Annotated in this window: 20 protein-coding genes and 1 pseudogene; 14 read left to right on the top strand and 7 right to left on the bottom strand. The window is 60.1% G+C overall.

Annotated elements, in window-relative coordinates; genetic code table 11:
• Nucleotides 1-95: 95 nt before the first annotated feature.
• From OW521_RS01180 to OW521_RS01170, 3 genes are read left to right on the top strand one after another with little or no spacing between them, the layout of a single operon-like run.
• Entirely contained in the window at nt 96-866 is a 771-nt protein-coding gene (locus OW521_RS01180; protein ID WP_268022227.1) for an electron transfer flavoprotein subunit beta/FixA family protein, read from the top strand.
• A 31-nt stretch (nt 867-897) separates the two neighbouring features.
• On the top strand, nt 898-1881 hold the full coding sequence (locus OW521_RS01175; protein WP_268022225.1) for an electron transfer flavoprotein subunit alpha/FixB family protein: 984 nt from the start codon (nt 898-900) through the stop codon (nt 1879-1881).
• A gap of 25 nt (nt 1882-1906) precedes the next feature.
• Nucleotides 1907-2881: a cytochrome b/b6 domain-containing protein gene (locus OW521_RS01170; protein WP_268022224.1), complete on the top strand. Its 975-nt coding sequence runs from the start codon at nt 1907-1909 to the stop codon at nt 2879-2881.
• Between the two features lie 688 nt (nt 2882-3569).
• Here the strand turns inward: OW521_RS01170 and OW521_RS01165 are convergent.
• Together OW521_RS01165 and OW521_RS01160 are read right to left on the bottom strand one after the other, a co-directional pair.
• A complete protein-coding gene (locus tag OW521_RS01165) occupies nt 3570-3920 on the bottom strand; it encodes a hypothetical protein (protein WP_268022222.1) in 351 nt (116 codons plus the stop codon).
• Between the two features lie 505 nt (nt 3921-4425).
• Nucleotides 4426-6270, bottom strand: coding sequence for a helix-turn-helix domain-containing protein (locus OW521_RS01160; protein ID WP_268022220.1), 1845 nt, complete (start codon nt 6268-6270; stop codon nt 4426-4428).
• A 614-nt stretch (nt 6271-6884) separates the two neighbouring features.
• Between OW521_RS01160 and OW521_RS01155 the strand changes: the two genes are divergently transcribed.
• The 10 genes and pseudogenes from OW521_RS01155 (at nt 6885) to OW521_RS01110 (ending at nt 13721) form a co-directional block, all read left to right on the top strand.
• Nucleotides 6885-8162 carry an ATP-binding protein gene (locus tag OW521_RS01155; RefSeq protein WP_268022218.1) on the top strand — a complete coding sequence of 426 codons (1278 nt, stop codon included), beginning with the start codon at nt 6885-6887 and terminating at the stop codon, nt 8160-8162.
• A gap of 1 nt (nt 8163) precedes the next feature.
• Nucleotides 8164-9570 carry a tetratricopeptide repeat protein gene (locus OW521_RS01150; RefSeq protein ID WP_268022216.1) on the top strand — a complete coding sequence of 469 codons (1407 nt, stop codon included), beginning with the start codon at nt 8164-8166 and terminating at the stop codon, nt 9568-9570.
• A 386-nt stretch (nt 9571-9956) separates the two neighbouring features.
• Entirely contained in the window at nt 9957-10085 is a 129-nt protein-coding gene (locus OW521_RS01145; RefSeq protein ID WP_268022214.1) for a hypothetical protein, read from the top strand.
• Between the two features lie 136 nt (nt 10086-10221).
• Nucleotides 10222-10422 (top strand): hypothetical protein, encoded by a 201-nt coding sequence (locus OW521_RS01140; protein ID WP_268022212.1) that lies wholly within the window; start codon nt 10222-10224, stop codon nt 10420-10422.
• A 91-nt stretch (nt 10423-10513) separates the two neighbouring features.
• Nucleotides 10514-10843, top strand: coding sequence for a type II toxin-antitoxin system RelE/ParE family toxin (locus tag OW521_RS01135; RefSeq protein WP_268022210.1), 330 nt, complete (start codon nt 10514-10516; stop codon nt 10841-10843).
• Nucleotides 10843-11148, top strand: coding sequence for a helix-turn-helix domain-containing protein (locus tag OW521_RS01130; protein WP_268022208.1), 306 nt, complete (start codon nt 10843-10845; stop codon nt 11146-11148). The genes OW521_RS01135 and OW521_RS01130 overlap by 1 nt, the downstream gene beginning before the upstream one ends.
• A 928-nt stretch (nt 11149-12076) precedes the next feature.
• The gene (locus OW521_RS01125; protein WP_268022206.1) at nt 12077-12610 is read left to right on the top strand and encodes an HIRAN domain-containing protein; all 534 of its coding nucleotides are present in this window, start codon (nt 12077-12079) and stop codon (nt 12608-12610) included.
• A gap of 225 nt (nt 12611-12835) precedes the next feature.
• Nucleotides 12836-13039 (top strand): annotated as a pseudogene (locus OW521_RS01120) (LysR family transcriptional regulator); the annotation flags it as partial.
• A 12-nt stretch (nt 13040-13051) separates the two neighbouring features.
• Nucleotides 13052-13261 carry a hypothetical protein gene (locus tag OW521_RS01115; protein WP_268026132.1) on the top strand — a complete coding sequence of 70 codons (210 nt, stop codon included), beginning with the start codon at nt 13052-13054 and terminating at the stop codon, nt 13259-13261.
• 52 nt (nt 13262-13313) lie between these two features.
• A complete protein-coding gene (locus tag OW521_RS01110; protein WP_268022203.1) occupies nt 13314-13721 on the top strand; it encodes a GNAT family N-acetyltransferase in 408 nt (135 codons plus the stop codon).
• A 271-nt stretch (nt 13722-13992) separates the two neighbouring features.
• Here the strand turns inward: OW521_RS01110 and OW521_RS01105 are convergent, their stop codons facing one another.
• The gene (locus tag OW521_RS01105) at nt 13993-15594 is read right to left on the bottom strand and encodes a DUF6119 family protein (RefSeq protein WP_268022201.1); all 1602 of its coding nucleotides are present in this window, start codon (nt 15592-15594) and stop codon (nt 13993-13995) included.
• A gap of 692 nt (nt 15595-16286) precedes the next feature.
• On the opposite strand from OW521_RS01105, the gene OW521_RS01100 reads away from it, so the two are divergent.
• Nucleotides 16287-16427 (top strand): hypothetical protein, encoded by a 141-nt coding sequence (locus OW521_RS01100; RefSeq protein WP_268022199.1) that lies wholly within the window; start codon nt 16287-16289, stop codon nt 16425-16427.
• 107 nt (nt 16428-16534) lie between these two features.
• Here OW521_RS01100 and OW521_RS01095 read toward each other — a convergent pair whose 3' ends face one another.
• The 4 genes from OW521_RS01095 to OW521_RS01080 all read right to left on the bottom strand — a co-directional run bounded on the left by OW521_RS01095 (nt 16535) and on the right by OW521_RS01080 (nt 25750).
• A complete protein-coding gene (locus OW521_RS01095; RefSeq protein ID WP_268022196.1) occupies nt 16535-17074 on the bottom strand; it encodes a hypothetical protein in 540 nt (179 codons plus the stop codon).
• A gap of 199 nt (nt 17075-17273) precedes the next feature.
• The gene (locus OW521_RS01090) at nt 17274-17750 is read right to left on the bottom strand and encodes a hypothetical protein (protein ID WP_268022194.1); all 477 of its coding nucleotides are present in this window, start codon (nt 17748-17750) and stop codon (nt 17274-17276) included.
• Nucleotides 17747-21355 carry a helix-turn-helix domain-containing protein gene (locus OW521_RS01085; RefSeq protein WP_268022192.1) on the bottom strand — a complete coding sequence of 1203 codons (3609 nt, stop codon included), beginning with the start codon at nt 21353-21355 and terminating at the stop codon, nt 17747-17749. Before OW521_RS01085 ends, OW521_RS01090 begins: the two co-directional genes overlap by 4 nt.
• A 1356-nt stretch (nt 21356-22711) precedes the next feature.
• Nucleotides 22712-25750 (bottom strand): DEAD/DEAH box helicase, encoded by a 3039-nt coding sequence (locus tag OW521_RS01080; RefSeq protein ID WP_268022190.1) that lies wholly within the window; start codon nt 25748-25750, stop codon nt 22712-22714.
• Nucleotides 25751-26573 lie beyond the last annotated feature (823 nt).

The following is a 26573-nucleotide window of genomic DNA, read 5'->3' as shown; positions in this document are numbered from 1 at the left end:
CATTGAGATGCTCACGTATATGGACCACTTTTGCGTACCGGCGCCATCCGCACATCCACCACATTTGCAATGAGAGAAGGACCGAGGAGAACAACATGAAGATCGTTGTTTTGGCGAAGGAAGTTCCGGATACGGAAGAGGAGCGGGTATTGGACCTTCAGACGGGCCTGCTGGACCGGGTGGCTTCGGACCGGATACCGGACGAGATCAACGAGCGTGCCCTGGAGGTGGCCCTGCGGTTCAAAGATGAGAACAAGGATGCCGAGGTCGTCGTGCTCTGCGTCGGTCCGGCGCAGAGCACGAAGTCCCTGCGCAAACTGTTGTCGATGGGCGCGGACTCGGCGATCCATGTCGCAGATGACGGGTTGGCCGGGGCTGACGCCTCCGCGACTTCCGCGGCTTTGGCGGCGGCGTTGTCCTGGACCGGATATGACCTGGTGGTGGCCGGCAACGAGTCCACTGACGGGCGCGGCGGGGTCGTGCCGGCGATGGTTGCCGAGCGGCTGGGCTTGCCCTTGCTGCCCTCCTTGGGCACGGCGACGATCACGTCGAGTTCCGTGAGCGGCGTGGTCGGGGTCGAAGGCGGCACACTCTCGGTGAGCGCAGACTTGCCGGCGGTGATTTCGGTGACAGAGCGTGCGGCCGAGGCTAGGTTCCCGAATTTCAAGGGAATCCTGAAGGCGAAGAAGAAATCACTGCAGACCCTCGGGCTATCGGATCTCGGCGTAGGAAGCTTCGGCCCCGCTCGCAGCGTCATGGTGTCCGCGAATGGGCGCCCGCCTCGGGCCATGGGCCGGAAAGTCGTCGACGAGGGCAATGCCGCCGCCGAACTAGCCGATTTCCTTGTTGCCGGCCGGCTGATCTGAACCTCTACAAGAACTCGAAGGGACTTTTCCGATGGCCAATGTCATTGTTTTGATCGAAACCACGAACACGGGCGGCGCCAAATCCACCGCAGCCTCCTTGCTCGGCGCGGCCTCGTTACTGGGCACCCCGGTGGCGGTTGCCGCCGTCGTGCACGGGGCGGGCCGCGATCTGGCCGCCGAACTCGGTGCCCTAGGCGCGGCCAGCGTGCGTATCTATGAATCCGACCGGGCCGGCCAGTTGCTGGCTGCCCCGGACCTGGACGCGTTGTCGGATGCCGTACGCGTGCTTTCACCTGCAGCGGTGCTGGTGGCCAACACGGTCGAAAGCCGTGAGGTCGCCGCACGCTTGGCAGTGCGAACGGGCGCAGGGCTGCTGATCGATGCAGTAGGCGTGCGTGCCGAAGGGGATCGCGTCATTGCCACGCATTCGGTGTTCGGCGGCGCGTACACCACCGAGTCGGCAGTCGACGGGGGACTGCCGATCATCACAGTGCGCCTGGGGGCTATCGACGACCGAGCAGCGGCAGTGAATGCTGACGCCGTCAGCGTGGCGGCGGAGAATGGTCCCGGGCGTTTCGCGACAATCGAGTCCTCAACTGCGACGACCGTGGATTCCGGACGCCCGGCCCTGCGTGGGGCAGCGGTAGTGGTTTCCGGTGGGCGCGGTCTTGGTTCGAAGGAGAACTTCGTCCTTGTCGAGCAGCTTGCAGATGCGCTGGGCGCGGCAGTGGGCGCTTCCCGCGCCGCGGTCGATGCCGGCTACGTACCGCAGTCGCACCAAGTGGGGCAGACGGGCGTCGCGGTATCCCCGCAACTGTATATCGCGCTGGGTATTTCCGGGGCGATCCAGCACCGGGCCGGGATGCAGACATCCAAGACCATCGTGGCGATCAACAAGGATGAGGACGCCCCGATCTTCGACGTCGCAGACTTCGGCATTGTCGGTGACGTATTCACCGTGGTTCCCCAGTTGATCGCGGCCGTCGAGGCCCGCCAGCTCTCCGCCAGCCGCTGACCCCTCAAGCTAGGAGACAACCGAGATGCCCACGCCAACAAGCATGCCCCCGACGTCCGCGCCGTCGACGCCTAAGTCCGGGAAGCCAAGGAAGCCGGCCCGGCCCGGGTGGGTGCGGGCGGTGCTGGCGGGTGCGGCCGCCGTCGTAGTTTTGGCGCTGGTTGTGCTGCTGGCCCGGTGGCTGCGCACCCTCGGACCTGTGCAGGATTTCCTGACGACGTATCCGGGGCAGGCCGAACTGCCCGCGTCGGCCCCGCTCGGCTTGCCGGCCTGGCTGGGGTGGCAGCACTTCCTCAACGCGTTCCTGATTCTGCTGATCGTCCGTTCCGGCTGGCTGGTGCGCACGACCGCCAGGCCCAAGGCGAACTGGACCCGGAACAACAAGGGCCTGATCAAAACGAAGAACCCGCCGAAAAAGGTCAGCCTGGACCTCTGGTTCCACCTGAGCCTGGACGCATTGTGGGTGCTCAACGGGATCGTTTTCTTCATCATGCTCTTCGCCACGGGCCAATGGCTGCGGATTGTGCCGACTGGCTGGGACGTCATCCCGAACGCGCTGTCGGCGGCGTTGCAGTATGCGTCCCTGGACTGGCCGCTGGAGAGTGGCTGGACCAACTACAACGCGCTGCAGTTGCTTTCATATTTCGCGGTCGCGTTCATCGCAGCGCCGTTGGCGATCGCTACCGGGCTGCGGATGTCCAACGCATGGCCCCAGCACACCGCCCGGCTGAACAGGGCGTACCCGATCGAGATGGCCCGTGCCCTGCATTACCCGACGATGCTGTTCTTCGTGCTGTTCATCGTCGTCCACGTGGTCCTGGTATTCACCACAGGGGCACTCCGAAACCTGAACCACATGTACGCTGCACGGGACGACGCCGGCTGGCTCGGCTTCTTGATGTTCGCTGGTTCGGTGGCGCTGATGAGCGCGTCCTGGTTCCTGGCACGCCCGCTCTTCCTGCGGCCCATCGCAACCCTTACCGGCAAGGTGACGCGATAAACGCCGCACCGCTCGGGCCAAGAATCACTCGTTCTGGCGCTTCATAAGCGGCCCCTGGTCTAACCTGGAAGCGGGTCACGGGTAGCCGAAATCGCGGGTAGGCATCGGACAACGAAGCCACGAGAAGCACACTGGGCTCTGTGAGCCAACTGTGATGCGGGTCGGATCAGCTTCACCCGGTCGTATCCGGCGACAAAATCGACGGGCGTACGTGGAGAAAGACTGGGTCCCTGAGCGGGGTCGGTGACCTTCGCCACGAATAGCACCGCCTGTGACCAGAGGGGCGAGGCCCCCCCGCTGGGGTCCTTAGCGGGTTTCGCTCCTGTAGTGGAGTCCAATCCAGGGTGCTGCGGTGAGTTCATCGTCCAGAGATTGTTGCGACGGCGACGCTACGTCTTCTGCCGTCGGATCCCGCGGAGGCTCTCCGTGACAATCGGTACTTGTAGTTTGCGAAATAGGCACTGGCATCTCCTGCTGGTTTGGGTGCGAACTATAGAGCGGCACGAACCGACTCAGTTCCCAGGACTTTGGCCTGAGAACATACTCCTCGGGTCATCCCGGCTGCGGATGGCAACGCGTAGTGAGCGGCGGGGCGGCAGTTGTTGCGATAGGCGACGATCCGGGTGATCGTCTTTTGCAGCCCCGCCGCGGCTTGTGGATGGGCGATGCCCATAGAGGCCTTTGACGCCTAGGCTGGGTGGGCTTTTTCCGCTGTGGGATCGCTGCGGTTCTGGCAGATCCGGGAGTCGACGCGCCAGACGTCGATCCCGTCGCATTGATGAATCATCATCCGGCCCATTCCCCCGCTCAGATAGATCCATATAGTCATGCCATCTGGGGTGAAGTCGTCAACCCATCCGGTGGTCGATACGTTGAGACCGTTGCGTAGCTCGACGAATTCCTTGCGCCACAGGTACTTCCACTGCTTCACCAAGAGAGGCTGCCTCCGGCTAAGCGGCAGGCTGTGTCCGTGCTGCGGTTCGAGCTGACTGGAAACCCCAGCCTTCCGGCCTGCCAGTGGAGGTGTATTGAGTCCCACGGGATCCCTTTCGTCAGTGTTGAGGAATTGTGCGGCTGCGTTTGAAGCGACATCAAATGCAAGAAGGGGCCGCCGAGTCGGCCATTCTCCGCCATCTAAATCGCCCCATCGCAACGTTGGTAGCAGGTAGAGGCGAGTGCAGATTCGTCGCGTCCCTCCGCTGTTGCACGCTCATTCAGCCGGCTGGCATAGGGTCAGCCCCGGTCATCCAGATCCAGCCCTGCGGTTGCGTGCCAAAATTCATGATTTATCTCCCATACAAACAATTAGTATCATACGCATGAATAGTAGGAAAGGGTTCGTTGGAACTTTCGGGCGTGGGAGTCTGACGCATCAGTTACTCGCCGAGGCGCGACCGGTCAGCCTCCGAGAGATCTGCTCGGGGCCTCGGTGGAACACCACCCCTCTATTCAATCCATTTACCGTCACGCGGATACCCGAGGCGCCGGGTGTGACCCGCGCGTCGCCCACCGGCGCATTTGTGGAATGCGCCCGCGCGCGGGGATCAGACGTCAATGATGCTCTGCCTGGCCTCGACGACGTCGTCGACTTCGATGGCCGTTGAGATGCGCGTGAGATCGGAGATGCGCGAAAGGTCAAGTGCGAGCAGATCCTGGATCCGTCGGCGGGCTTCGATGACGATATCCTCATTGACATGCAGCTGCTCAGCTGTCTTTCTCGCGTTGAGATTATTGTGAATGAGGGCTGACAAGGTCGGCAAGAGCGATGGATCTTGGGCTAAGCCGTTGGCACGTAACGGGCCAAGCACGTCGTCCACATAGTGGCTCAGCGCGGATACATCCGGGAGCTGCAGTAGAAGCGCAGTCAATCCTAGATCGCTCAACACCAGAGTTCCGGGGGGACCCTGGCGTAGGGCCGCCAGCTCAATGGCTCCACGGGCCGTTGCAAACGCCGCAGGATAGCCAGCGATGCTTGTGACCGGCCCCGTGATGGCAGCGTGCGCGCGATCCGTGCCTTGATTGCGTTCTGAAGGAATCTGCCTGACCTCTTCGCCGATGCCTCGCACTTCGTTGATCGGCGTCGTTGGTCCCAGCGGCCAAAGAGCAACGATGTGCTCCTCGTGGGATCCGAGCAGCGGCTTTGGTGAGACTTGTCGCGCCATCCGTTCGAAGGTGGCGGCAAGCCAGTACGGTAAAGCGCTCTCGATACGGGATTCGAATCGGACCGCGATGACTGCGTGGGGAAGCGACAGATCGTGGCCGAGCCGTGCGGCTTGGCCCAAGAGCGTTGTGGAGCCGCGACCTCTGCCTGACAGGAGTTCGGAGAGAATCTCGCCAGTGTCCCGCCACTCTGCCTCGGTCGCTGTCCGGGTCCGGAGGAGTTCCAAGGCCAGGGGCGCCGCGGCTCGTTCCATCGCCTGGCGATCCAGCGGGCGCAGCTCGGAGACCTTCCCGCTCGTCCAGATCCACGCGACTATCTTCTCCTTGATCATCACCGGAACCCGAACAACGGTCAGCGTGCCTGTTGGATCCGGAAGATGAACTTCGGACAGCAATCCGGCATTGGCCGCGGACGCGACATCAGGGAGGGGGAGGCCAGCGGCGTTCGCGAGTTGGGCCGCCGGGAGCGAAACGCCGTCGTGTTCCTCTTGGTAGAGGATGGTCCCGTTGGTCTCGCAAATGGCGACGGGACGATCCAGGATCTCTGCTAGGGCGCCGCCAAGGGCCCTAATTCCGCCCCCTGCAAGCGTCAGGCCCGTCAACCGGTCATGGATTGCTTCGGCTTGCCTTTGCAGTTCATACTGCTCCTCAAGCGACTCATTCAGCTGGTTGAGGACCGTGATCTTGTTCGCCTGTTCGGAGCGCAGACGACTGGTGGTGATGGCTATTGCTGCTTGGTCTGCCAACATCAAAAGGCGCGATTCTTCTTCTTTGGTGAAGTGATGGTTCGATCGGGTGTAGCAGTTGAGGGTCCCGAGTGTCTCATCGGCGGAGTTCAAAGGCACGGAGATTACGGAGCTATATCCTTGGTCTCTCGCAGCGGCTCTCCAGGCGAGCATCGTCGGATTACTTCCGAAGTTTTCGATCTGCACGGGAACGCCCATCGCGAACGCCTGACCCGCCGGCGTGGGGGTGTGAAGGCCGTGAAGTCGGACCGGGTGCGCTGCGTTTATGTCTCGGATGTAGTCGGCCGAGAGGCCGTAGGAGCCTTGGATCATCAGGACTTGCGACGCCGCGTCCGGGATGAAGATCGCGCAAAAGTCGTAGGACATCAATTTGCAGGCAGTCGCGGCGATCAGGTCCAACAGTTCGCTCAGTGAAACGCCACGGTTGACTGCGGCACCGATATGGGCCAGCGCCTGCAACCATCCTTGGAGATGCTGGGCCATACGATCAGGTCCCATTTTCACACTTAGAGTTTTTCACGGTTTCCCTGGACGAGCGAGAGACTAACCGGCTGACCAGGCAACCCGTTCCGGTACGTTTGAACAAACTTGGTCGTGTTCGGGAGCGAATTCGAAAGTGGGAACAGAGGGTGTGTTGACAGTGTCAACACTTCGGGCTTCGGATCGGGTCGTACATCGGCCGGACTGGCCCGTACTCGGCATGTTTTCAGGACTTCACAGTGTTTTCAAGGCCCGGAAAGCGGTTCGAGTCCCACCTCGGGCACAGTGTTATCGCAGGTCAGGGGCTTTTTAGCCCCTGACTGTTGACAAAGCTTGACATTTTCCGCATTCTGTGGATTTTCGAATCGTCAGCACCTCAGATCTACTCTTGCCGACGTGAGGCTGCCGAGCTATGTCGGGGCTGAATGACGATAAGCAGTGCCGATGAGCTCGCCGTGGGTGCACGAGCCCATCAACGGCTAAGGTACTGCTGTGGCCGCGATTGCGGCCAGCTGAATTCATGACGGCAGCGGGTCGCCGTGGGGTTCTTGGGGGCGGCGGTTCCTGGCGGACCTGACAGGCGGCCCGCCGTCGTCGCCGTAATTATTGGGGGAGCAATGAACGCAGCTGCCATCGATGGGTTGCTCGCCGCACTTGAGAGGCTGCCGGACAACGTTCCCTTGCGTATCAACGTGGCCAAGCTCTTGGTCCAGGCAGGGCGCCATGCTGAAGCCATCGACCACCTGAACCTGGTCCTGGCGATCGATGCGAACAACGTTGAAACCATAACGCTCCTCATTGATGCTTCGGCGGCCCTTTCCATGCAGGGTCAGGTCGGGGAAAGCAACCTCGAATCGACAGATGGTCCGAGCGCACAGCCGGCAGGGGATTTCGACTGGCATCGGGCTGAGAAGGAACTGGGCCATTCGCTTCCGGCGCCCTTTGTTGAGGACGCCCCTGACGGTGACCCGCAGGCGATCTCTGTCAACGGCGAGGGTGCGGGCGGGGCTTTGTTCGATATCGACCGTCCCGTTGTGACTCTGGCGGATGTCGGAGGATTGGAGGATGTCAAGACCCGCTTGAACGAGTCCTTCCTGGAGCCGATGCGGAATCCCGAAGTGGCCAGGGCTTTCGGTAAATCACTTCGCGGCGGCCTGCTGCTTTATGGGCCGCCAGGCTGCGGCAAGACCTTCATGGCCCGGGCCGTGGCGGGCGAGCTCGGAGCTTCGTTCATGACCGCCACCATGACGGACATTTTTGACAAGTACATCGGTGAAACCGAGAAGAACCTCCATGGGATCTTCCAGGCCGCGCGCCGCGCGGCACCGGCGGTCCTTCTCCTGGACGAGATTGATGCAGTGGCCACCAAGCGGTCGACACTGTCCGGGGGAGCCGCGTGGATGCGGCAGACCGTGAACCAGATGCTGCTCGAGCTGGATTCCATGGACGCCCGGAACGACGGCCTGTTTGTCCTGGCGGCCACCAACCACCCGTGGGACATCGACACAGCACTGTTGCGGCCCGGCCGTCTTGACCGCATGCTTCTGGTCCTGCCGCCGGACCGGCCCGCCCGCGAGGCGATCCTCAAACACCACTTCTCCTCCCGACCGATCGCCGGCATCGACGTGAAGAAGATCGCTGCCCGAACGGAAGACTTCTCCGGCGCCGACCTTGAACACGTTGTCACGTCCGCAGCCGAGAAGGCGATGATGGAGTCCCTTCGGAAGGGCTCGGTCCAGGCAATCTCCATGGCGCACGTCAATGAGGCCCTCAAAGACATCCGGCCTTCAACGCAGTCATGGCTCCAAACGGCCAGGAACGTAGTGGAATTCGGCAACGCCAACGGGTCCTACGACGAGTTGGACCGGTACTTGCGCGCCCGGAAGATGCTCTGAAATGGCCGGTGTGGGGATGGTCATCGACCGGTCCGAGGCCTTCCTGCTGACCGGCAGGCACGACCGGGCCTTGGCTGTACTGAGCGATGCACTTGCCTCCGAACCGGACAGCGCCGCTTTGCACGGCCAGCTTTCCCGCGTCTTCGCCTTGTCCAAGGACTGGAAGGCCGCCTTGGATTCCGCGCAGCGTGCTGTGGACCTGGAACCTGATGAACCGTGGTGGTGGCTGCGGCTGAGCGCAGGATTCGCCGGTGTCGAAGACCTGCGGACTGCCGAGTCCGCGATGCGTCGGGGGCTGACGCTAGCCGGAGGCGAATGGGCTCCAGGGCTCTACATGCTGGGTTGCACCCTGTACGACCAAGCAGAGCCGCAGCACCTCGCCGAGGCAGAACAGCTGTTCCGCAAAGCGGTGGAGTTGTCGCCCGATAACGCCAACTTCCGCTACATGCTGGCCAGCACCTTCACCGTACGTGGAAAACGCGTCGACGCGGAGCAGCAGATCAAGGCGGGGCTGGCCATCGACCCGTTCCACACCAAGCTGCTCCTCATGCGGGCCACCAACCCGTCCAGGCCCGCCGGCGGTCGCGTCACATCGCTGCTGGGCGTTCTCCGCCTCAACCCCCATGAAGCGCGGGCCCGGGCGAGACTCGAAAGCGAATACTTCCAGATCCGGGTAAGGCGCCAGATGTGGTGGTGGCTGATGGCTGTTGCAGACGCTGCCCTGTTGCTGTGGATTCCGCAGGCTGTCTATGTATTGTGCGTGCTTGTCCTGTGGACCAGTCTCTTCATCGTCGCGTATATCAACAGGGACGCCAGGAAAGCCATGCCCCGGGGCTTCGCGCGCCGCATGGATCGCAAATACGCTGCCGCGACATGGACCGGCTGGTTCTCGATAGCGGTGTCGGTGAGTGTTCCCTTCGTGGTGTTCGCACTCTACGGCGATCACGGCACGGTTGCCGGAAACATCGCCGCTTCCACCCTGTTGGTGGTCTCTTCCGCGGCCTATGCCGCCTACCGATGGCTGGTGATCCGGATCCGGCACAAGTCGTTGTCCCCGGAACGCGATCCGAACGACTTGAGGAACCTGTTGGCGCAGGCGGAGGGGACCCGTGCTGCAACCTTCGTACTGTTCATTGCATTAGGGCTCACGAGGCTTGGCTTTCATGGCGCGCAACCGGCGGCCACCGGGGTGTTGTTGCTGACGGCAAGCCTCGGCTACGTTTGGTGGTGGATTGCTTGGAACTCGGTGATGCCCCCGCACAAGCTGGCGCGCGAAACCAACAGCGGCACCCGCAGGGCGTGGCATAGCGCGGCGCTCAGCCTGCTGGTCCTGGGAATGATCGTGGCCGGGATTGGCATCCTCGCAAGCAACGACTTTGTGCTGGTCCCCGACCCTTCGCGCCGTTAGGTGTGTTGGCTTCACTTGCCGGCACAACGCAGTCGCCGCCCTCCGCGCCCAGGTAGACCATAGGTGGATTGCGATCTGCAGCTGCGACATCTCGGGAACCGGGGTCGTCGTTCCGTGACCGTCGTCTGTAGAACAAGCTCGGGCTGGGGGTCCGCTGTCGTGCGGCGCTCGGGGCGGATTCGATTACAGGCAAGTGTGGCGTTCCGGTCCAGCGACTTGAGAAGGTGTTGGAATCAAAATTTCAAGTGAGTATGGGGGCCAGGAACAGTAATGTTCGATGAGACTACGAAACCCATGGAACGCGGCAAGGCGCCCTGGCTGCGGCCGGAAAGTTCGGTCAGGGCAGAGCTGAGGCGGGAGCACGGGGAGAGGACAGCACCGCGCTTTTGTTGGAACTTCTGCTGCGGATCCCCGGGACCGCTGTGTACCACGGGCTGCGGTTCCCCGGGCACCAGGACGCTGACGTGGACCACGCGGTTGCCCTCGGGAACGTTGTCTATCTGCTGGATTCCTAGCTCTATCGCTGGGGCCAGTACGAATGGAGAGCGTCGGGGGAGAGAGCTGATTGTCCGTTCGGACGGGTTTGGGCGCGGGAAGGCGAACTGGATTCACTCGGCCGCCGCCGGGTACCGTTCCCTGCTTGGGCCTGAGGTGGAAGTGATCCCCCTGGTGATGATCCACGGGCGCAACACCTCCATAGGGCCGTCCAGCATTTCGTCCCACGGGGTGCACATGCTTGCCGCCCGGGACGCCATGGAACGGATCGGGGACGCGATCGCGGGATCGCTCGGACTCTGGCAGGACAATCCGGCGGTGCGGTCAGCTCTTCTCAGCAAGCTGAAGACGGATTAGGCGAGTGTCTGCTCCTCATGGATATAGCCCTTGAGTTGTAGAACCTGTGGGGTGTATCATGGAGTCGGTGTGGAATGTTGACGTTGAGTTGGTGGAGTCGTGGCTGCTCGGGCTCGATCAGGACTCGTATGAGCAGGTGATCGCCGCGTTGGAGCTTCTTGCCGAGCGTGGTCCGCAGCTTGGCCGTCCGCTGGTCGACACGGTGGTTCGTTCGCGGCACAGGAACATGAAGGAGCTGAGGCCGGGGTCGAGCGGCCGCTCGGAGCTGCGGATCTTGTTTGCCTTCGACCCGGAACGGCATGCGATCCTGCTTGTCGCAGGCGACAAGGCCGGCAACTGGAGCAAGTGGTACAAAACGAATATCCCGATTGCGGATGACCTGTTCGATGATCATCTGAGGATTCTGAAAGGAGGATCGTAATGGCAAAGACTATTGAGGAGATGCTGGCCGAGCGGACTGTTGACCGGGTTGCTGTGGATGCCCATAAGAAGCTCCTGCTCGATGAGGTCCGGGCCTACCGGCTTCGGGAGCTCCGCGAGGCATCGGAGTTGACGCAGGTCGAGCTGGCTGCACGTCTGCACGTCAGCCAGAACAGGGTCTCCCGCATCGAGCACGGCGACATCGACCGAGCCCAGGTCGATACCTTGCGGAAATACGTCGAAGCGGTCGGTGGCCGGCTTCGTGTCGAGGTTGAACTCGGCGACGAACGGATCCAGATCGCCTGATCCGCCAACCCGGACCATTACTCATGCACCCCTTGGTTTCGCCGGGGAGCGGGTCCAATAGGGGCAAAAAGGAAGTGTTGACACTGTCAACACTATTGCCTTCGGACTGGGTCGTACATCGGCCGGACTGGCTCGTACTCGCGATGTTTTCGGGACTTCCCAGTGTTTCCGCGGCCCGGAATGCGGTTCGAGTCCCACCTCGGGCACAGTGTTTCCGCAGGTCAGGGGCTTTTTGGTTTTTTACTGTTGACAGAGTTTGACTTTCCGCCTTCCAAGGTGTTATCGCGGCGCCCCCTTATGCCCGGGCTTCCAGCTCAGGGATGGGCTCTTGCATGAACCGGTACTGCCTCTTTGATCAGGCCTTGGCGCTAGAGATTTTACGTAATGTGTTTTCTGCGTGGATGATCGCTCGGCTGCCTGGTGCGGCCGGCTCCCGCTTCCGGCCCGTGGACCAGCTCGATGACCTGCCGACGCTCCAGAACCCCGTGGCCGTATTCGCTGACATGTTCCGCCTCCGGCCGATGAAAAGCGCCGCTGACGGGCAGACCGCCGGGGATCAGGAGCCTCTTGCTAGGGTGCGTTAGGGTGCGCGCGCCATGTCGGGCAGGGCCTGAACAGCAGCTGTGACGCCGTAGCTATGCAGTCGGTCCGCCGTGGATCTTGCTCAATAGGGCTGGGGGAGTCGGTTCGTTTCCGGCAAACAGGATCGCTTCCAGCGGTTTGGACACCCTCCGCCTGCCGTTGTCGATACAGTCAGCCTATGGGGATTTGGGACAAGTTGAAGACAGCTTTTGGCTGGCGAGCGGAACCGTCTACGGTTTCAGAGGCAAATCTGTCAGCGGTAATGCCGGAACCGGCACGCGCGCCCGGGGTGACTGTGGAACTAGAGCCTGAGAAACCCGCGGGGCAGCCTCAGCGGCCGCCGGCAGTGCGAAACTACGAAGCAGAGAAGGCCAAGGCGGCGGCCGCAGGCCAAAGCGTCAAGAGCTATCGCGCAGGCTACGTTCCACCGGCAGCTGCCAAGACCGAGCTGGTGGCCGGCCCCAACGGCATGCCGCCCCTTAGGTTGGTACCTTCCAGCAACGGCCTCGATCTTGCCCTGCCGGACGGGGAGTTGATTGATTACAAGATCCTCGCCCTGCGGCACTTTCAGATATTCGCGTTCCGCGTGGTGGGCATGGGCTTCCACGAAGACCCAAACGAGCCCTTCAAGTTCCGAAACGGCCAGCGCGTCCAGGCTATCCGCGAACCCGACAACGAACACGACGGCAACGCCGTCGCTATCCACGCCGGGCGGCCCGTGAAGAAGATCGGCTATGTGAACAAGCAACGGGCCGCGTGGGTCGCAAAACTACTGGATGCCGGCCAGGAACTGGACGGCATCATCATCCAGAGCAAGGCGGTATCGCCACGTGTCCTCCTGACTACTCCTGAGATGATGGCGTACCTTCAACGCGACTGAAACGCGGACGACGGCCGGGAGACTATAGGGGCGTCCACCGCCCAGGTTGCTGCGGCGGGATCAAGAGAGGCTGACAGAAAACAAAATGACGAGGGACACAAGTAAGGTTGCTGCTCTTCAAACAATCTCACGGTTCGTTTTGCCCGCCCGGCTGGTTCAGGCGCAACACAAGTACCCCTGGCTGAGCTGGAGCTGACCGATGGAGACACCACAAGCCAGTTAAGAATGGTCCGGGAAGGACGCCTCGATATTGGTCTGGTGCATCAGGAGCCTTCACAGGACTTGGTTGGGGGCCACGTCAGGAAGGAGTTCTTCGGCCTCGCCTGCCGTCCCGGCCTGCCGGCGGTTGGCGACGAGGCAAGCTGCCGGCTGGCCGATGTTCATGACCAACCAGTGCTGATTCATTCCAGGGAGCAATTCCCCCTCGGACATGACCGGCTGTTGGCAACCTCCCATGAGATGGGTGTGGCTCCAGCCTGGCGGATTGCAACCTTCAACGAGCATGCCCGCGCCTGCGCGGACTCCACGTCGTCGGTCGACGCCGAACCGCTTCTTCGAAACGGGGCGACCCTCGAACTCGATGGTCGTCGACCGGTCCCAGAGCTGACGGATGAGGTTGAACGTCTAATCGCGGCGGCAGATCAAATCTAACGCCCGGTAGAGGATCCCTCACCGTGCCGCTCGTGGACGGTCGCGTTGTACTATGTCTCCGCTCGTCCGTCCCTCAGTTGCCCTGCATCCGGCGTGGCTACTGGCGCACGAGGAATGGGGCGACGGCCTCCACGAGGATGGCTTCGGTCGCCTGGAGACCGACGATGTCCGATCGTCAGAAGGATTCCGCATGTTCGTAGATCGGCGGCTCGCCGTGGAGGCGTCGCCTGGCGACGACGGAGGCACCTTTCGGTGGATCGTCGAGGACGGCGAGGTCCTCGGAGGAATCGCTCTGCGCCATGAATCCGCGCAGGATGTGGACGTGGTGGTGAACGTGGGCTACGGGATCCGGCCGTCCGCCAGAGGCCGCGGTCTGGCCGTCGCCGCGCTCCGGGAAATGCTGTTCAGACGCTGGACTGCTAACGGGGGGCCAACGAGTGCCGTCCGGCCGGCGGCATGACACTCATCTCAGGCCTCCATTCCCTATGAATCGTGACAGTCCGGCTTGGCCGACTGATACAGCTGACGGGCCGACAAGCGCCGTCCAAAAACTATAAAGAATTTTCCGACTGTCAACGGCAACTTAGAATTGACCGGTGGAATTCAAGGAACGGTCAATCAGTTTTGCCGTCTCCGGTCAGTTTAAAGTTGCCGCTTACATCGGACATCTGAATCCTTCGCACAGCCTTCAGCGCCGGCCCAAGAGTGAGGCGAGTCGCAATCCCTATGTGCTATTTGACGTCAACACGATCCAACGACACCTTCACTCCAAGAGGTGCGAGAGAGCGCACGGTTTGCATGAGGTTGAGCTTGCTAAAGAATGGCAACCAGTCATTGCCAGGCTTCGTCGACTTAGCTATCACTACGTACGCCACGGAATAGTCCGACCCCGAAATGGCCTCCGCGCTACCAGGAACAGCTGAAACCCAATCGTCAATAATGGATGACTCAAGCCCCTTCGACTGTTCTCCGATGATCCCTCGGACCTTTTCGCGAAATGCACCGTCTCCGATCATGGCATTGATCGATACCAGACCTTGGGCAAAGAGGTGACTCAACGTGGATGACCGCGATTTGCGCTTGACGTGTACGAAAGTACGGTTTGGGGCCAACATGTCGCAAAATTCTATGCCGCTCGTCGCACCTGCTGGCCGGACGAGCTTTGTGTCGAGAGAAACAAATCCCATGCTCGCAGAGACACGCTCGTTGTATTCTCCTTCCTTCTCGCCTGCCATCGCCGCCGGAAGCGATAGCCCGGACGCCCCGATCTGACCTACTGCCGCATCGACATCGTCAACCAGGCTCTTAGAAATCGAGAACCAGCGGCCCTCAATAAGGGCAAAAAGGCCACCATTATACCGCTGCTCACTAACCAAGCAATGATATAGAGTCCACTTTTGGTCCCAATCCTCGCTCGACCGTGCGAACGAGATAAGCACGCCACGACTTTTCAGCAGCTCAATCGTGAAGTCATCCGTGGTCTTTAGGTCGTCGAGGTAATCATCAAGATCGAGATCATCGTACTCATTATTGCGCGCACCCCGGATCTTGAATGCGTGGATATCCTCCCACTCAATTGCATCTGGAATGGCAAGGTGAGTCACGCTTGTATCTTTGACCTTCAACGCCGTGACAAGTTTGCCGTCCAATACTTCAATGATGGCCGGATCAGTTACAAGCGCCAAATGATCAACCCATTCGAAGTCCTTCTTGTACTCATCATCGTGATAAGCCTCTAGCGCCTTTTCGAGAAGGACAGGTAGGTCGCTGGGTTCGACTGCGATGTTTAGGACCAAAGCGTCTGCGCCTGAAAGACGATTGCCTAGTTCCTGCGTACGTGGCTCACCCGTGACGGCCCTCAGGATGTCTCGCATGGGCTCTATCCCGAATGTCCGCACTTCAGTGCTCTTGCTCGCCTGCGTAGTCTTTGCGACGACCAAGTCCTCATAAGCCTTCGTATCGATACTCCGCATCTGTTGGGAGTCGATACGGTTAAGTGCGACCTTGAGCCCGAAACCTCGAACGATGGTCTCCGGCCGAAGAAAGCTACGACCGTAACCAAACGTCAACGCGAAGACCGAACCGGCAACTCGAACGATGAGCAAGCCTGATGCTGACGACGACCGGAGCCCGTCCGGAGTCTCGGACAGGACTTCTCCGATGAACTCTACCCAAGGTGGGGCAGATGGAGCGCGGGCAGACCACCAAAACTCGCCTTCAAGCCCCGATTCCTGATCAAGCTCCACGCGATCCGGATCTTTCTCATCAGCGAGTGCATCCGAAAATTCCTCGACGTCCTTCAAAAGAAACACCGTCAACCTATTGAGCGCCATAATTCCCCCTGACATACGCACCTTGCGGGCGGTGATTTCGACAGTAGTTTTCAGTCTATTGCCAGCGTCAGCGAAAGGCGACACACGGGAGATTGAGACTCCCAGGTTCCGGTGCTCTCCGCTCAAACGCGCAGAAATCGCAAACGTCTTCTAAACACACCGGTTGCGTTTAGGCGTTCCCTATGAGAGTAGCCGGGTCTGACACTGTTGCCTGTTTGCCTGCAACGATTTCACGAGAAATTGTCCGCCTAATCCGTGGCCGCCCTTTCGTTCAGGACGTGGCCCACAGTCGTTCGAGACCATGAATCGATCCTTTCAGGCGGAAATTTGGTGTCCGGTCTGCAATTTCAGAATCAGGATTTTTTGCAGTTTAAGCCGCCGTTGGATGGTTCGAATGCCGGGCATGCAAAGTGGTTCGTTAGGGTCGACCCTTTTGCGTGCCGGAAGCTTGCTACGAGTCTTTCAACGCGAGGCCATGACCCATTATCGAGTCGCTCAACGGTTTGTTTCGATCGGCCAGGGCGCGGGCGACTTGACCTTGTTCTGTTCGGAGCAAAATTCAGGGAACGGTCCGCCAAGAGGAGACTGGTACCTGTCGTCTTGCACAGGGTATGGCCGATTCGGCTCGGCATCGTTCAGCGCGTCTTCGAGCGTGGCCGCGGTTATCGTCAAGTTCGCTGATGGTGGAGCGCTTGGGTGCATTCAATACTGAGTCCTTCGAAGACTTCGTCGGAGTCGATACCAGTAGAGAACTTTCGATTGATGCGCAGAAGTTCGATGAGCTCGGCGGTGTCTCGAGCATCCGCATGCCCAGGCCCGGAGTTGAACACTAACGGCGTGTTATGCATACTTATGGTGTCTGGAGTGTTGAGCTCCAGGAAGTGAGCCCGAGACCCGGCCGGACGACCGTGGCGCTCGGGCTTCGCGCGTGTTTGTGTAGCTACACATCGCGGATTTCGCTAATGATCGGCCGGACGCGCGTACGCCATCCGCCTCCGCGCGCCCAGCACCATGCGATCGCGTCAGGGATCGCAAGAAGTGTTTCTGCATTCCGGGCGAGGTGCTCATAGGCGATTCGCTCCCTCAGTCCGGCTGCGCGTAGGAGCTCGATCATTTGTTGGCGGTCCCAGCTGCGCAGCGACTCGTCAAGGTCGAAAACGACCTTGGCCCGCTCATGCTTCGCGGCGTCTTCGACGAGCGCCCCGAGACATCGGGCACGACGCTGCTTCTCTGTTCCGGTTCGGCCGGCGTCGTAGATCACTGCCTGGATTCCGAGCGTATCGCCTATCCTTACGATCGTGTCGGCGATCTCACGCTTGCGGGAGTCGCTCTCTGCTTTCATGTGGAAGCCCCGCTGGCCCGGAAGGATTAGCGCTCCGAGTTCCTTACGAAAAACGGCCAGATCAGGTTGCAGTCCGGTCGCGGCGGCGACGAGGTAACCCTTGGCCTTGGTCTCGTCGACGTAGATGTGGGCGTTCACAACGCTCCCACGGACGCCATCTTCCGGGCGTCTTTCGTGTGGCTTTTCTTTTGCGAATCCTGTGGACGACTTCCAAGTGGTCTTGCTTCAACCCGCGTCTGCGCAGTTGGCCGAGAGCCACATGAAGTGAACTCTTGCGCTCGAGGGCAAGATGAGCCCCTTGAGCTGTTTCTCGTTTCTGGACTCACGCCGTCCACATCTACCACCTACGTCGGTCAAGTAGGGTTGCGTCGTCCGCTGCGTGATACTGGATCTCGTTTTCCATGTCTGCTGCCATCGAGGAGAAGAAGTCGCGGACTGGGCCAGGAGGTTGTGCAGCGGCGTTTCGTGCGAACTGGTCGCGGAACTGAACGTCTTGTGGATCGGGTATGCCGATGGCGCGAGATCGGACGCCCGATGTAATCGAAGCTTGTAATCCGCTCGCGATTCGCCTAAACATTTCGTCGCCGTGTCGCTGGCCCGCGTAGAGGATCTGGGCTACGAAGTCGGTATGCGTTGCAACGAAGTTTTGCGGGAGCTCACTCAGAATAGCGCCCAAGACGATGTGGTTCGTTCTGCTGTCCTGGGCTTTCTCGAGGAGGAATTCCTGTGTGTCATCACCCAGAGGCTTCGCTGTGCTCCACCAGATCTTTGCGCCATCATGCTGGCGAAGCCACGACGAGGTGTCGACTGTCATCCACTTCCATACCTGCTCAAGTAGGGCGGCCTTGGTCGGGCCGCCGGGCAGATCGAGCGGGGGAACTCGTCGACTGGGAGGGCGCGGTAGTTGTGACTTTTCAGGGTGATTTCGCGTTCGACTCGTTGTTCTAGGAGTTCAAGCACGGGGCGGGGATCGGGCTTTGCTGCATCCTTTAGCAGCTGCTGGATCTGAAAGTCGTCGATGACGGGCAAGTTGACTAGGGCATGCAAGACCCTGGTTGACATTTCGAGGTTGAGGTCAGCCCAGTTGAGTGGGCCGTAGGGACCGAACAATGATACGAACTCGCCAAGGCAATCGTTCGACCGCGTGATATCGACAGCATCGACAAGGCCAAAGGCAGCCGAAGGATCGGTTTGTGCGACGAGCCGAATCGCCCATAGGCCTTGTCGCACTACCAGATCATCTTCGTCGCCCAGAAGTTGTCGAAGCCGTGTTCGTCCCCCAGGGACCTTATCGAGGCCTTGACCGGCCGACCATGCGAGTGCGCGGGCTGCGTGTCGTCGGTATTCGGCATCCGTGCCCCTCAGAATTCCGTCCATCCTTGCCGCAGCCCGCTGAGGCTCCTTTTCGAATTCGACTGTCATGGCTAGCACGGTCAGCGGTGAGATTACGGGATCGTAGTGAGCGGAGATCCGATCGAGGAGTCGTGAGGCCAGTTCTGGCCGCGAATGGAATAGGATTTCGGCGAACTGATGTGGTTCTCCGGACCAGCCGAGTTCAGAATTATTCCTGAGCTGTTCCTCGACCACGTCAAGGGTTTCTTGATCGTCGCAGGAACCTAGAAGCTCCCGTGCGACCTCCTGCTGCCATGCGTGGGACTGCTGCATCTCATCTTCGATATCTGCCGAGTCCAGGACCGGGCTTCTGTTGAGCAGCGCTTCCGCGATTTTCGAATGGAGGTCCGTGGGCAGGCTCATCCATACCTCGCGTGCTTTGGCTTGGACTGGCCCATGGCCGTACTTTGCGTGCCAGTGGACAGCCTCGCGGAACGCACCAGCTTCTGCCCGCGACACGCCAATGGCGAGACGGTCCCGCAGCGCCGCCAGCAGCTCGAGATGATCGGGCTCCCATTGACGACGGTCGTCGTCGGTCACAGGAAGGCCGAGTAGGCCGATCGGATGCCGCAGTGCGTCGGTGAGTAGACGTGCCGCTTGTTGAATGACGAGTCCTCGATGCGGCCTGGAGAGCTCGTGTAGCACGTGTGCGATGACTAGGCGGCGGAGGGGACGTACGACTTCTGCCCGCACGAGGGTCGGGCTCAGGTAGATCGCGGCTCCGTCAGAACGGTCCTCCATACCCTCTGTTGCAAGAATTGGTCGGATCACCTCCATGAGGACTAGCCGCTCGGCGTCGGCCATCTCGGCGTTCGCAAGCCACCGGAGAACTTCTAGGAGGGCGGTCTGCACGAACTCCAAGGGATACCGGAAATTCATCAGCTTCCTCAGAGCAGCCGCAGCCGGGTCGTCGGGTTTGCCGACTTGTCCGAGCGGACCTGCGATCAGGCGCCTCAGCAGCTCCATCGCCTTAACGACGAGCCTTTCGTGATAGGCCACCCTCTCGAGTACATCGATCAGGATGCGTTCGGCTCGCCTGTTATCAACAGGGGGAACTGGAAAGACCAGACGGAGTTCTTCTTTGCGGAATGGGCCGATCACCGGATGATCAAGCAGCCATTGAGCGATTTCGAGTGAGCGGTCGGGCTGGTAGTACGCGAGCTCCTTGAGGAGGTTGGCGAGTTCGAAGCGTCGTCCGGCGTCGGCGGCCTTGAACTCGCTTTGGAATGGCCCCCACAAGGACTCCACGACGGCTGTCCTAGTGAACCCGGACATCTGAATCTGGGCGTCGACCCGTCCCACGTTGACAAGTGCGTGCTTGAGCGCCTCATCGCTCAGTGCGGTGACGAGTTCCGAAGCGTAGGAGGTCGGCGTCCCGGTGTCCTCATTGATAAGCGCCTGCGAGAGGACGATATCGCCGAGGAGGTCGGGGACTACCCGATAGCTCGCCCCCCGGCGAAGCAGTAACCCGATGTCCTCGAGGTTGCGCAGGACTGGGGCTAGCAGCCGGTACTTCTTGTCGACGAGCGTCGCCAGTGACTCCTGGAACTCCGGCCAGTCGGACCGGAACGGCTGCATGGCGGCGACGGCACGAAGGACCTCCATCCGTGTCTCGTCATCTCCAGCCAAAACTGTGCGGAATGCGATCAGGATTTCCCGACGAAACTCGGGGGAACTTTCCAAGGTAGGAGTCTTAATACGGCCCTGCTTCAACAGTTCGCCGCCCACGACAACGAAGAACGGCGAGTCCACGCCAAGCTCAGCCAAGGCGTCTAAGACCTGAGGATTGTTCACCTGCGGCGACGCCACTTGAATAGCCAGCTGACGGGATTGTTGGAAGCTCAGGTCTTTCAGGGTGAACAGGTTCTCTCCCGGGCGCAAGGATTTCCCGATCACTCGGAGCTGATCTCCGACCTCCTGGCGGAAGTTGCTGCGGATCGCGAGGACAATCCGCGCTTTCGATTGAACGGCAAGTACCTCTCGAACTATTCGTCCGAGATCATCACGCATGTGGGCGTCGTCGATGATCAAGGTGAGAGGGCCGCTCGGAAGGAAGCTGAGGTCGTCCGGCCGCACTTCGCCGTCGGCCAACAGGAACCTGACGAAGTGTCCAACCTCTTCCTCGTGATGATCGGCGAGGGCCAGCATAAGGCGGGTCTTGCCCCGACCGGCTGGCGCTTCCACAACTACGACATTCCCGCCAAGCCCGAAAGCCGCCTCGATCCTTTCCAGCTCCTCCTGTCGCCCAACCAGGTTCCATGACTGGCGGAAGAACCCGTCTGCGCGGTCTAGGGGGAGCCGGAAGATGTCGGGGCTAAGCCACGGCGACGGGTTCGGCGCCCCGAGGAACGCTTCTCGGTAAGCGGGGAAGAAGCGCCGCACCAGATGAAGCTGCCTGTCAGGGTCTAGAGCGATCACCTCGTTGGAGAGTTCCTCGGATCCTTTGATGGTCCATGGTGGTGTGTCGTCTGCGGCTTTGCGTGCACCTGGCGAAACCGTTCGGCTCAAGTAGATCTGAGGGGCCGCCACATCGACAGTAGGATCGAACTCCTTAATGGCCTTCAGGACGTTCGCGCGGCCGAACTGTGCGACCTTCTTACATTGCACGCCGTCGAGTTTCCCGTCCGGGTGTTTGACGAACACGTCGATGCCTTGTTGCTTGTGGCCTCGGTCCCCGTTACGGTAAACCTCCGACTCCGGGAATTTCTCCTGCAAGAGTGCGACCGTGAACTGCTCGAATTGGGTCTCGTTCAGCTGATTGAACGGCAGGGTTGCGCGGAGGGGTGCGACTTCTTGAATGACCTCCCGCGGAATCCTAGTCTGCAAAGCTTCCAGCTCCGCGATCGAGACTTCCAAGGCAGCGGCGATGCTTGGCAGCTTCGCGTTCCGCGGCACGGCTGAGCCGTTCTCCCATCGACTAAGTGTCTGTTGGGAGACGGACAGTTTTCCGGCCAACTCGTGCTGCTCCCAGCCAAGGGCCAGGCGACGCTCCCGGATGAACTCGCCGAGGGAAGAGGGCTTTTCCATGCAGTCCAGCGTGGCACTCAGCTAAAGGCGTGTCAAGCTTTGGTACACCTTTAAAAGTGTGTCAATTTGCTGAGTGGAGAATTGACGCGCACCCTGGCTCTGGATTGCTCTCACGGCTCCGACGGGTTGGTCGGCAATAAATGTCATGGCAGCCCGGCCGACCCGTGAGGGTAGATCGGCGGTCGGGCTTGCGTAAGAACGAACGGTCAGAACACGCCTTCAGCAATGGACAGCTCGAGTCCGGCAAGCGGGGAAGTGCTGGCGGGGGTAAGCCGTGGTCAGCAATTAGGTGAAACTTTCGACTAATTTGCTCGACATAACGTCCGTCACCACATCATTCCCCATCTAGTTATTGGATTATTGGCAGGATGCATGGGGCACGGTTTGGCCCTCCCTGCTGACGCGGCGTCGAATCGCGATCGCTGCGTAGAAGGGGTCGTGAGTTTCGGGCGACTGGGCCAGAAGGTTTCAGGTAAATTGTCCAGCGACCGATGGGGAAGCTTGCGGTTTCGGATCAGGGGGGTGTTGACAGTGTCAACAGATTTGGCTTCGGACTCGGTCGTACATCGGCCGGACTGGCTCGGATTGTCTATTTTTTCTGGAGTTCCCAGTGTTTGCAAGGGTTGGAATGCGGTTCGAGTCCCACCTCGGGCACAATGTTGTCGCAGGTCAGGGGCCTATTTGGCCCCTGACTGTTGACAAAGCTTGACTTTTTGAAGTCGTTGGGTGTAACTAGCAGCGCTGCAATCGGTGTCGCTTGGCTCATTGGAAGTAGGCCTGCGCCTCGTCGTTTCACGTTTCTGACGACACGGTGGCCATAGTCGTTGCCGGCAATCATCCGTTGCACTGGTCCAGCCATCATTCAAAGGTTTCGGAGCGAGGGCTTCCTCGCTGACTAATTGGGCGTTCGGTTCCCCGACGAGGCGCCCGACGAGGCGCCAAATCTGGGACCAACCACGCCTGAATGCAAGGAATCTCGGCGTAACCCTGTTGCATTGTGAGGGTCGGTTTGCTTTTCCGAAAGTCGTCGCGGACCAGCTGTTTGTTGAATTGACATCGAGGTGCAGAAGCTCACCGCAGTAAGGCCGGTGCCGCAGGCATGCAGTCTTTCGTCAAGTAGCGGATCCTCGCGCCGTGTTTCAGGTAGAAATACCGCCCTGAACTACTAATTGCTGCACCACACGATAAGCGGTGCTTTGATCGTAGTTTTGAGATATGCCTGTGTGGATGCCAGCAAGTCGAGTTGCTGGGATGATGCTTTGGACGCGGACAATCCAGGCTGGACGATCACGATCTCCATCCGCCGGTGCAACGCCATGGCCTTGTCCTGAAGTTGGTATAGCCTCCTGATATCACCTACCTCAAATGGACTAATGCCCTCCCTTTTTCTTTCTTTCTTGCACGATCGAGAAGTGTCGTAAAGAAGGGGGCAAGGTCGCTACGTCGCCACATGACCGATTTTTGAGCCTGCCCGCAGACCTCGTACAAATCCGAAACGCGCGCGCCAGGTACGCCACTGTGCGCGTACTTGCAGTGGATCAGGCGGACAAGTAGTCCGTGCTCATCGATTCGCATTGCCACTACGTCGGCTATTTCGCCGGAGCCGTCGTCGTCTATTACGACGTCCCAAGGCTCGATATCCGCCTTGAGTTTCGCTATTGCTTTGAACTGGATCGAGTCGGTGCGCCGTTCCTTAGTCTGGGATTCACGGTTGAGCTTCGTACCCTTCCAATCGAGGGCGATGAGGGTTGATGGATCGAACGGTTCCTTATCCCAGGTCGGCCGGAGAATCATGTCGCCTTCGATGATTCGGTCATCGTCAAGCGTGAGAATTAGCCCGGTGTCGTTGAGCCAATCGCTGAGCCGCGTTTCCGAGCGTGGGCGGACGACCATGACTTCTTCGGTTGAGTCGGTGCTGTAAATCAGTCGACCCTTTTCCACTGTCGCCTCGTAAGCGACTTCCCATGCCCCTGTCTTGACGGCGAAGCGGAACGGACCTTCTTGAGAAGCCGTGTCTGGAACGAGATCCGTGTACGCAAGTTCGTGGGATTTGCCCCCGTACGACAGATGAAGGTTATCAGCCCGGAGCGCGTAGATTTGCCAGGGCCAGTCCAAGGCAATGAGGACCCCTTCTGGTCGTTCTTTTAAGGGAATTGGAAGGATGAACTGGCCGATGACCCGGTCTATGTTGATGCTATCGTCGAGCAGTTTCGAGCCGATGTCGTCGCACCAGTCACGCCAATGTTTCAGGCTCTTGGCTGTTGTGTGAGACCAAATACGGCCTTTGAGTGAGGCGCTAATGCTGACGCGTTCACCATTGCGGAAACCACCTCCGGAGATGTTTGTCTGAGTCTTCGTTCCAGCTTCCGCTTGAGAGAAGCTAGCGGTTACGTCGGAGCCCGCATGCATGGAGAATCGCCGAAAGCGATCGTGAGCGTCCAACACACCGACATTGGTAGGTATTAGGCGCTCAATATCCGCCATAACGCGGTAAACAGTCGACCCGGTGAATCGCGACGCATCCTCGCCTGCGACCGCACACGCAAGGTCTTCGAATACTCCGTCGTTGGCGGAGTTGTTTATGTAGAGCAGCCGGCGATCGTGGTCGAAATACAGGATGTAGAGGTCATAGGTGACCTCCTCGATGGTTTGCAGAACTCCCCACCGAACATCGGTGCGGTTCTCGACGACGCACCAAGCTATTCCCGCCTCTTTGTTGAGCCCTATCGGGGAAGTCAACAGATTGGCTTCTCCAAAAAAATCAACGATGTTCTCGGGCTCCCAGAGTCCGTGCGCAGTCCGATATACCACAGTGCTCATCTTTGGAAGCAGGCTTCGAAGCGTGACTTCCTGCGGCAGGCTTGTGAACCCGTCCTCAAAGTCGCTAACTTGTTGTTGCTCTCCCACCGCCTCCTCGGTGAGATTGCGAAGCACAACGTTCCAGTCAGAGTCTTCGGAATAAAGGCTACGCAGCCTTTTGTCTACTTCGAAGTCCTTCCGAGCCACGAAGATTGATGCCTCCCCATGGGCCTCGTTCGTCGAAGTACGAGCGAAGCGGCCGATAAACTGCAGCGTTACACCAAGGCTTTTCTGGGGATCGTGAACCGCGGCCACTTTCAGAGCTGTGAGGTCGAATCCTTCGCCGAGCATGTTTACGCAGATGATGACCCGCGACTTGCGCGTTTTCAGTTCGGTAAGGGCCTCCGTCTGGTGCTTCTTCGGCATCTGGCTGTTGATGATGACGGGGTGAAGGTCCGGGGCGATTTTGTCGTAGTAGGGTTTGACGGCCTTTGCCCGAGCTATGCTGCCAACGCGGGCCATCAGAACGTGGTCTGAACCTGCCTTCAGGTCTGTACGCAACCTCTCTATGCTCCGCACAGCTAGGGCGCTATCGATGTCTCCGAAATCGATGACGCTCGTGTAGTCGATCTTGGAGAAGTAACCCTGGGCTTGTGCCTCTCGTAGAGGGAAAGAGTAGAGGACTCGCCCCTGGAGATGTTTTCCGTCTTCGCGGAACGGGGTTGCAGTGAACTGAACCACGCGTTTGTCAGCGAATTGCTCGCGAATCGAAGCCCAGGTTTTGGCTGCGACGTGGTGGGCTTCATCGACGAATAGGTGTGTGCAGGAGTCGAGGATTGCTTTGCGCGCATCGTCGTGGCAAGCATCGAATGCTTGAGGGGTGGTGACGATGACGTTGCATGATCGCGCAAACGCTTCGGCGACGGCAGGTGTAGCGAATCCGTGTTGAATCTGTCCCACTGCGGGTCGGATGGCGGAGGGGGTTACGATGCCCAGTTCCTGAAGGACTCCAAGTGACTCAAATTTGGTGGCAAGCTGTGTACGCAATGCGTCGGATGGAACGACTACCAGAACGCGCTTTGGGCGTGCCGCCACGAGGAGCGCAAGCATGGTTTCAGTCTTGCCAGTACCTGTGGGCATCACCACAGTTGCCGGCGTTGCGCTATTGGTTGTCCAGTATCCGAGTACTGCGTGCATTGCACCCAGTTGAGGTCGTCGAAGTCCGGGTGCTTGGTCCGTGCCTTCAGCAAAGGTGATTGCGCCTTCGTAGCTTGCAAGGACCTTCACGGGATCGTTCCGACGGAGCGTAGCCGACTTGATCCACGCGCTCGTGGCTATGGAATCGCCAGGCTTGGAGCCAACGGGGAGTCTGGCCCAAATCGTCGGCGGTTCCTCAAGTCCCTGGCTAGTTGCTGCTGGCCAGGTTCCGTAGTTGTTCTGAACGCGAAGATCGCCCTCAACGCCATGGACTTGCGTGAAGAGCCCTGCGGGTATCAGCAGTTGCTTTACGAAGTTACCGTCGAAGGCTTCCGGCGTCGCCCAGACTTTTGGATTTCGCCACCCTGCAGATGACCGCCGCTCATCGGTTTCGTCCATTGCGCGCATACCCCCTACTTGCATTGTTCGGCGCGCCCGCGCCTAGATACTGAAAGACTAATCGGTGGCGGTCCGCCCCAATACCTGATGTCGAGGTGGGCCTGGAAATGACTCACTCGAAGACAACCGGGCCCAGTGCGGCCGCTCGCGGAACCCGCAGACCCTCACCGAGCAGCCCCGGATTCTAGGCCACCGGGCTCGCCGGGTCTTATCCAGGCCTAGGCGGACGCGGTAACCGCCGCTACCGTGGCTCCGTTGTGAAGTATGCGGTCCCAGGCATTTCATGGGGTACCACTGTCCGAAATCTCCAGAGCAGCCCCATTCCGCTCGGAAAGGGATTGCTGCCTGCCTGCGGACGAGGGCGGCTCGGTGTGCCGACCGCTTTAGGCTCGAGTTTCAGCTGGCTGCGATGGATCAGCTGTGGGCGTGAGGTCCCAACATTAGTTGGCTAGCGCCCCGTTGAGTTCTTCATGTTAGAGCAGTTCGTGGCCGGGTCCGGGGGTTGCCGGGCCGGTGGGGTTGGCTGAGTCTGTCTGAGTTGCGCCGGGGTTGCGGCAGGTGTCGTGGATTGTCTTGGCGAAGTCCAGGAGGGTCGTGCTGAGGGTGGGAGCTCGCCGGGTTGGAGGCCGTACTTGATGAATTCGGTGGTGGGGAGTGCCTGGCGATGGCGGCCGCGAACGATTCGGACCAGCCCACCCGCTCGGTCAGCACCGTCGCTGGCATCCTCAGAAACTCCCACAGCGCCGCCCGGACGGTAGGCCCCGCCGCCTTTTATCCCTGATTCGCGCGGCGTCCTCGCGTACCTGGGCGGAGCCTCCGAGCC

The organism is Arthrobacter sp. MMS18-M83, assembly GCF_026683955.1.
GTDB lineage: Bacteria > Actinomycetota > Actinomycetes > Actinomycetales > Micrococcaceae > Arthrobacter.
The sequence above is the reverse complement of the archived record's forward strand: the minus strand, read 5'-3'. Positions and strand labels throughout refer to the sequence as shown.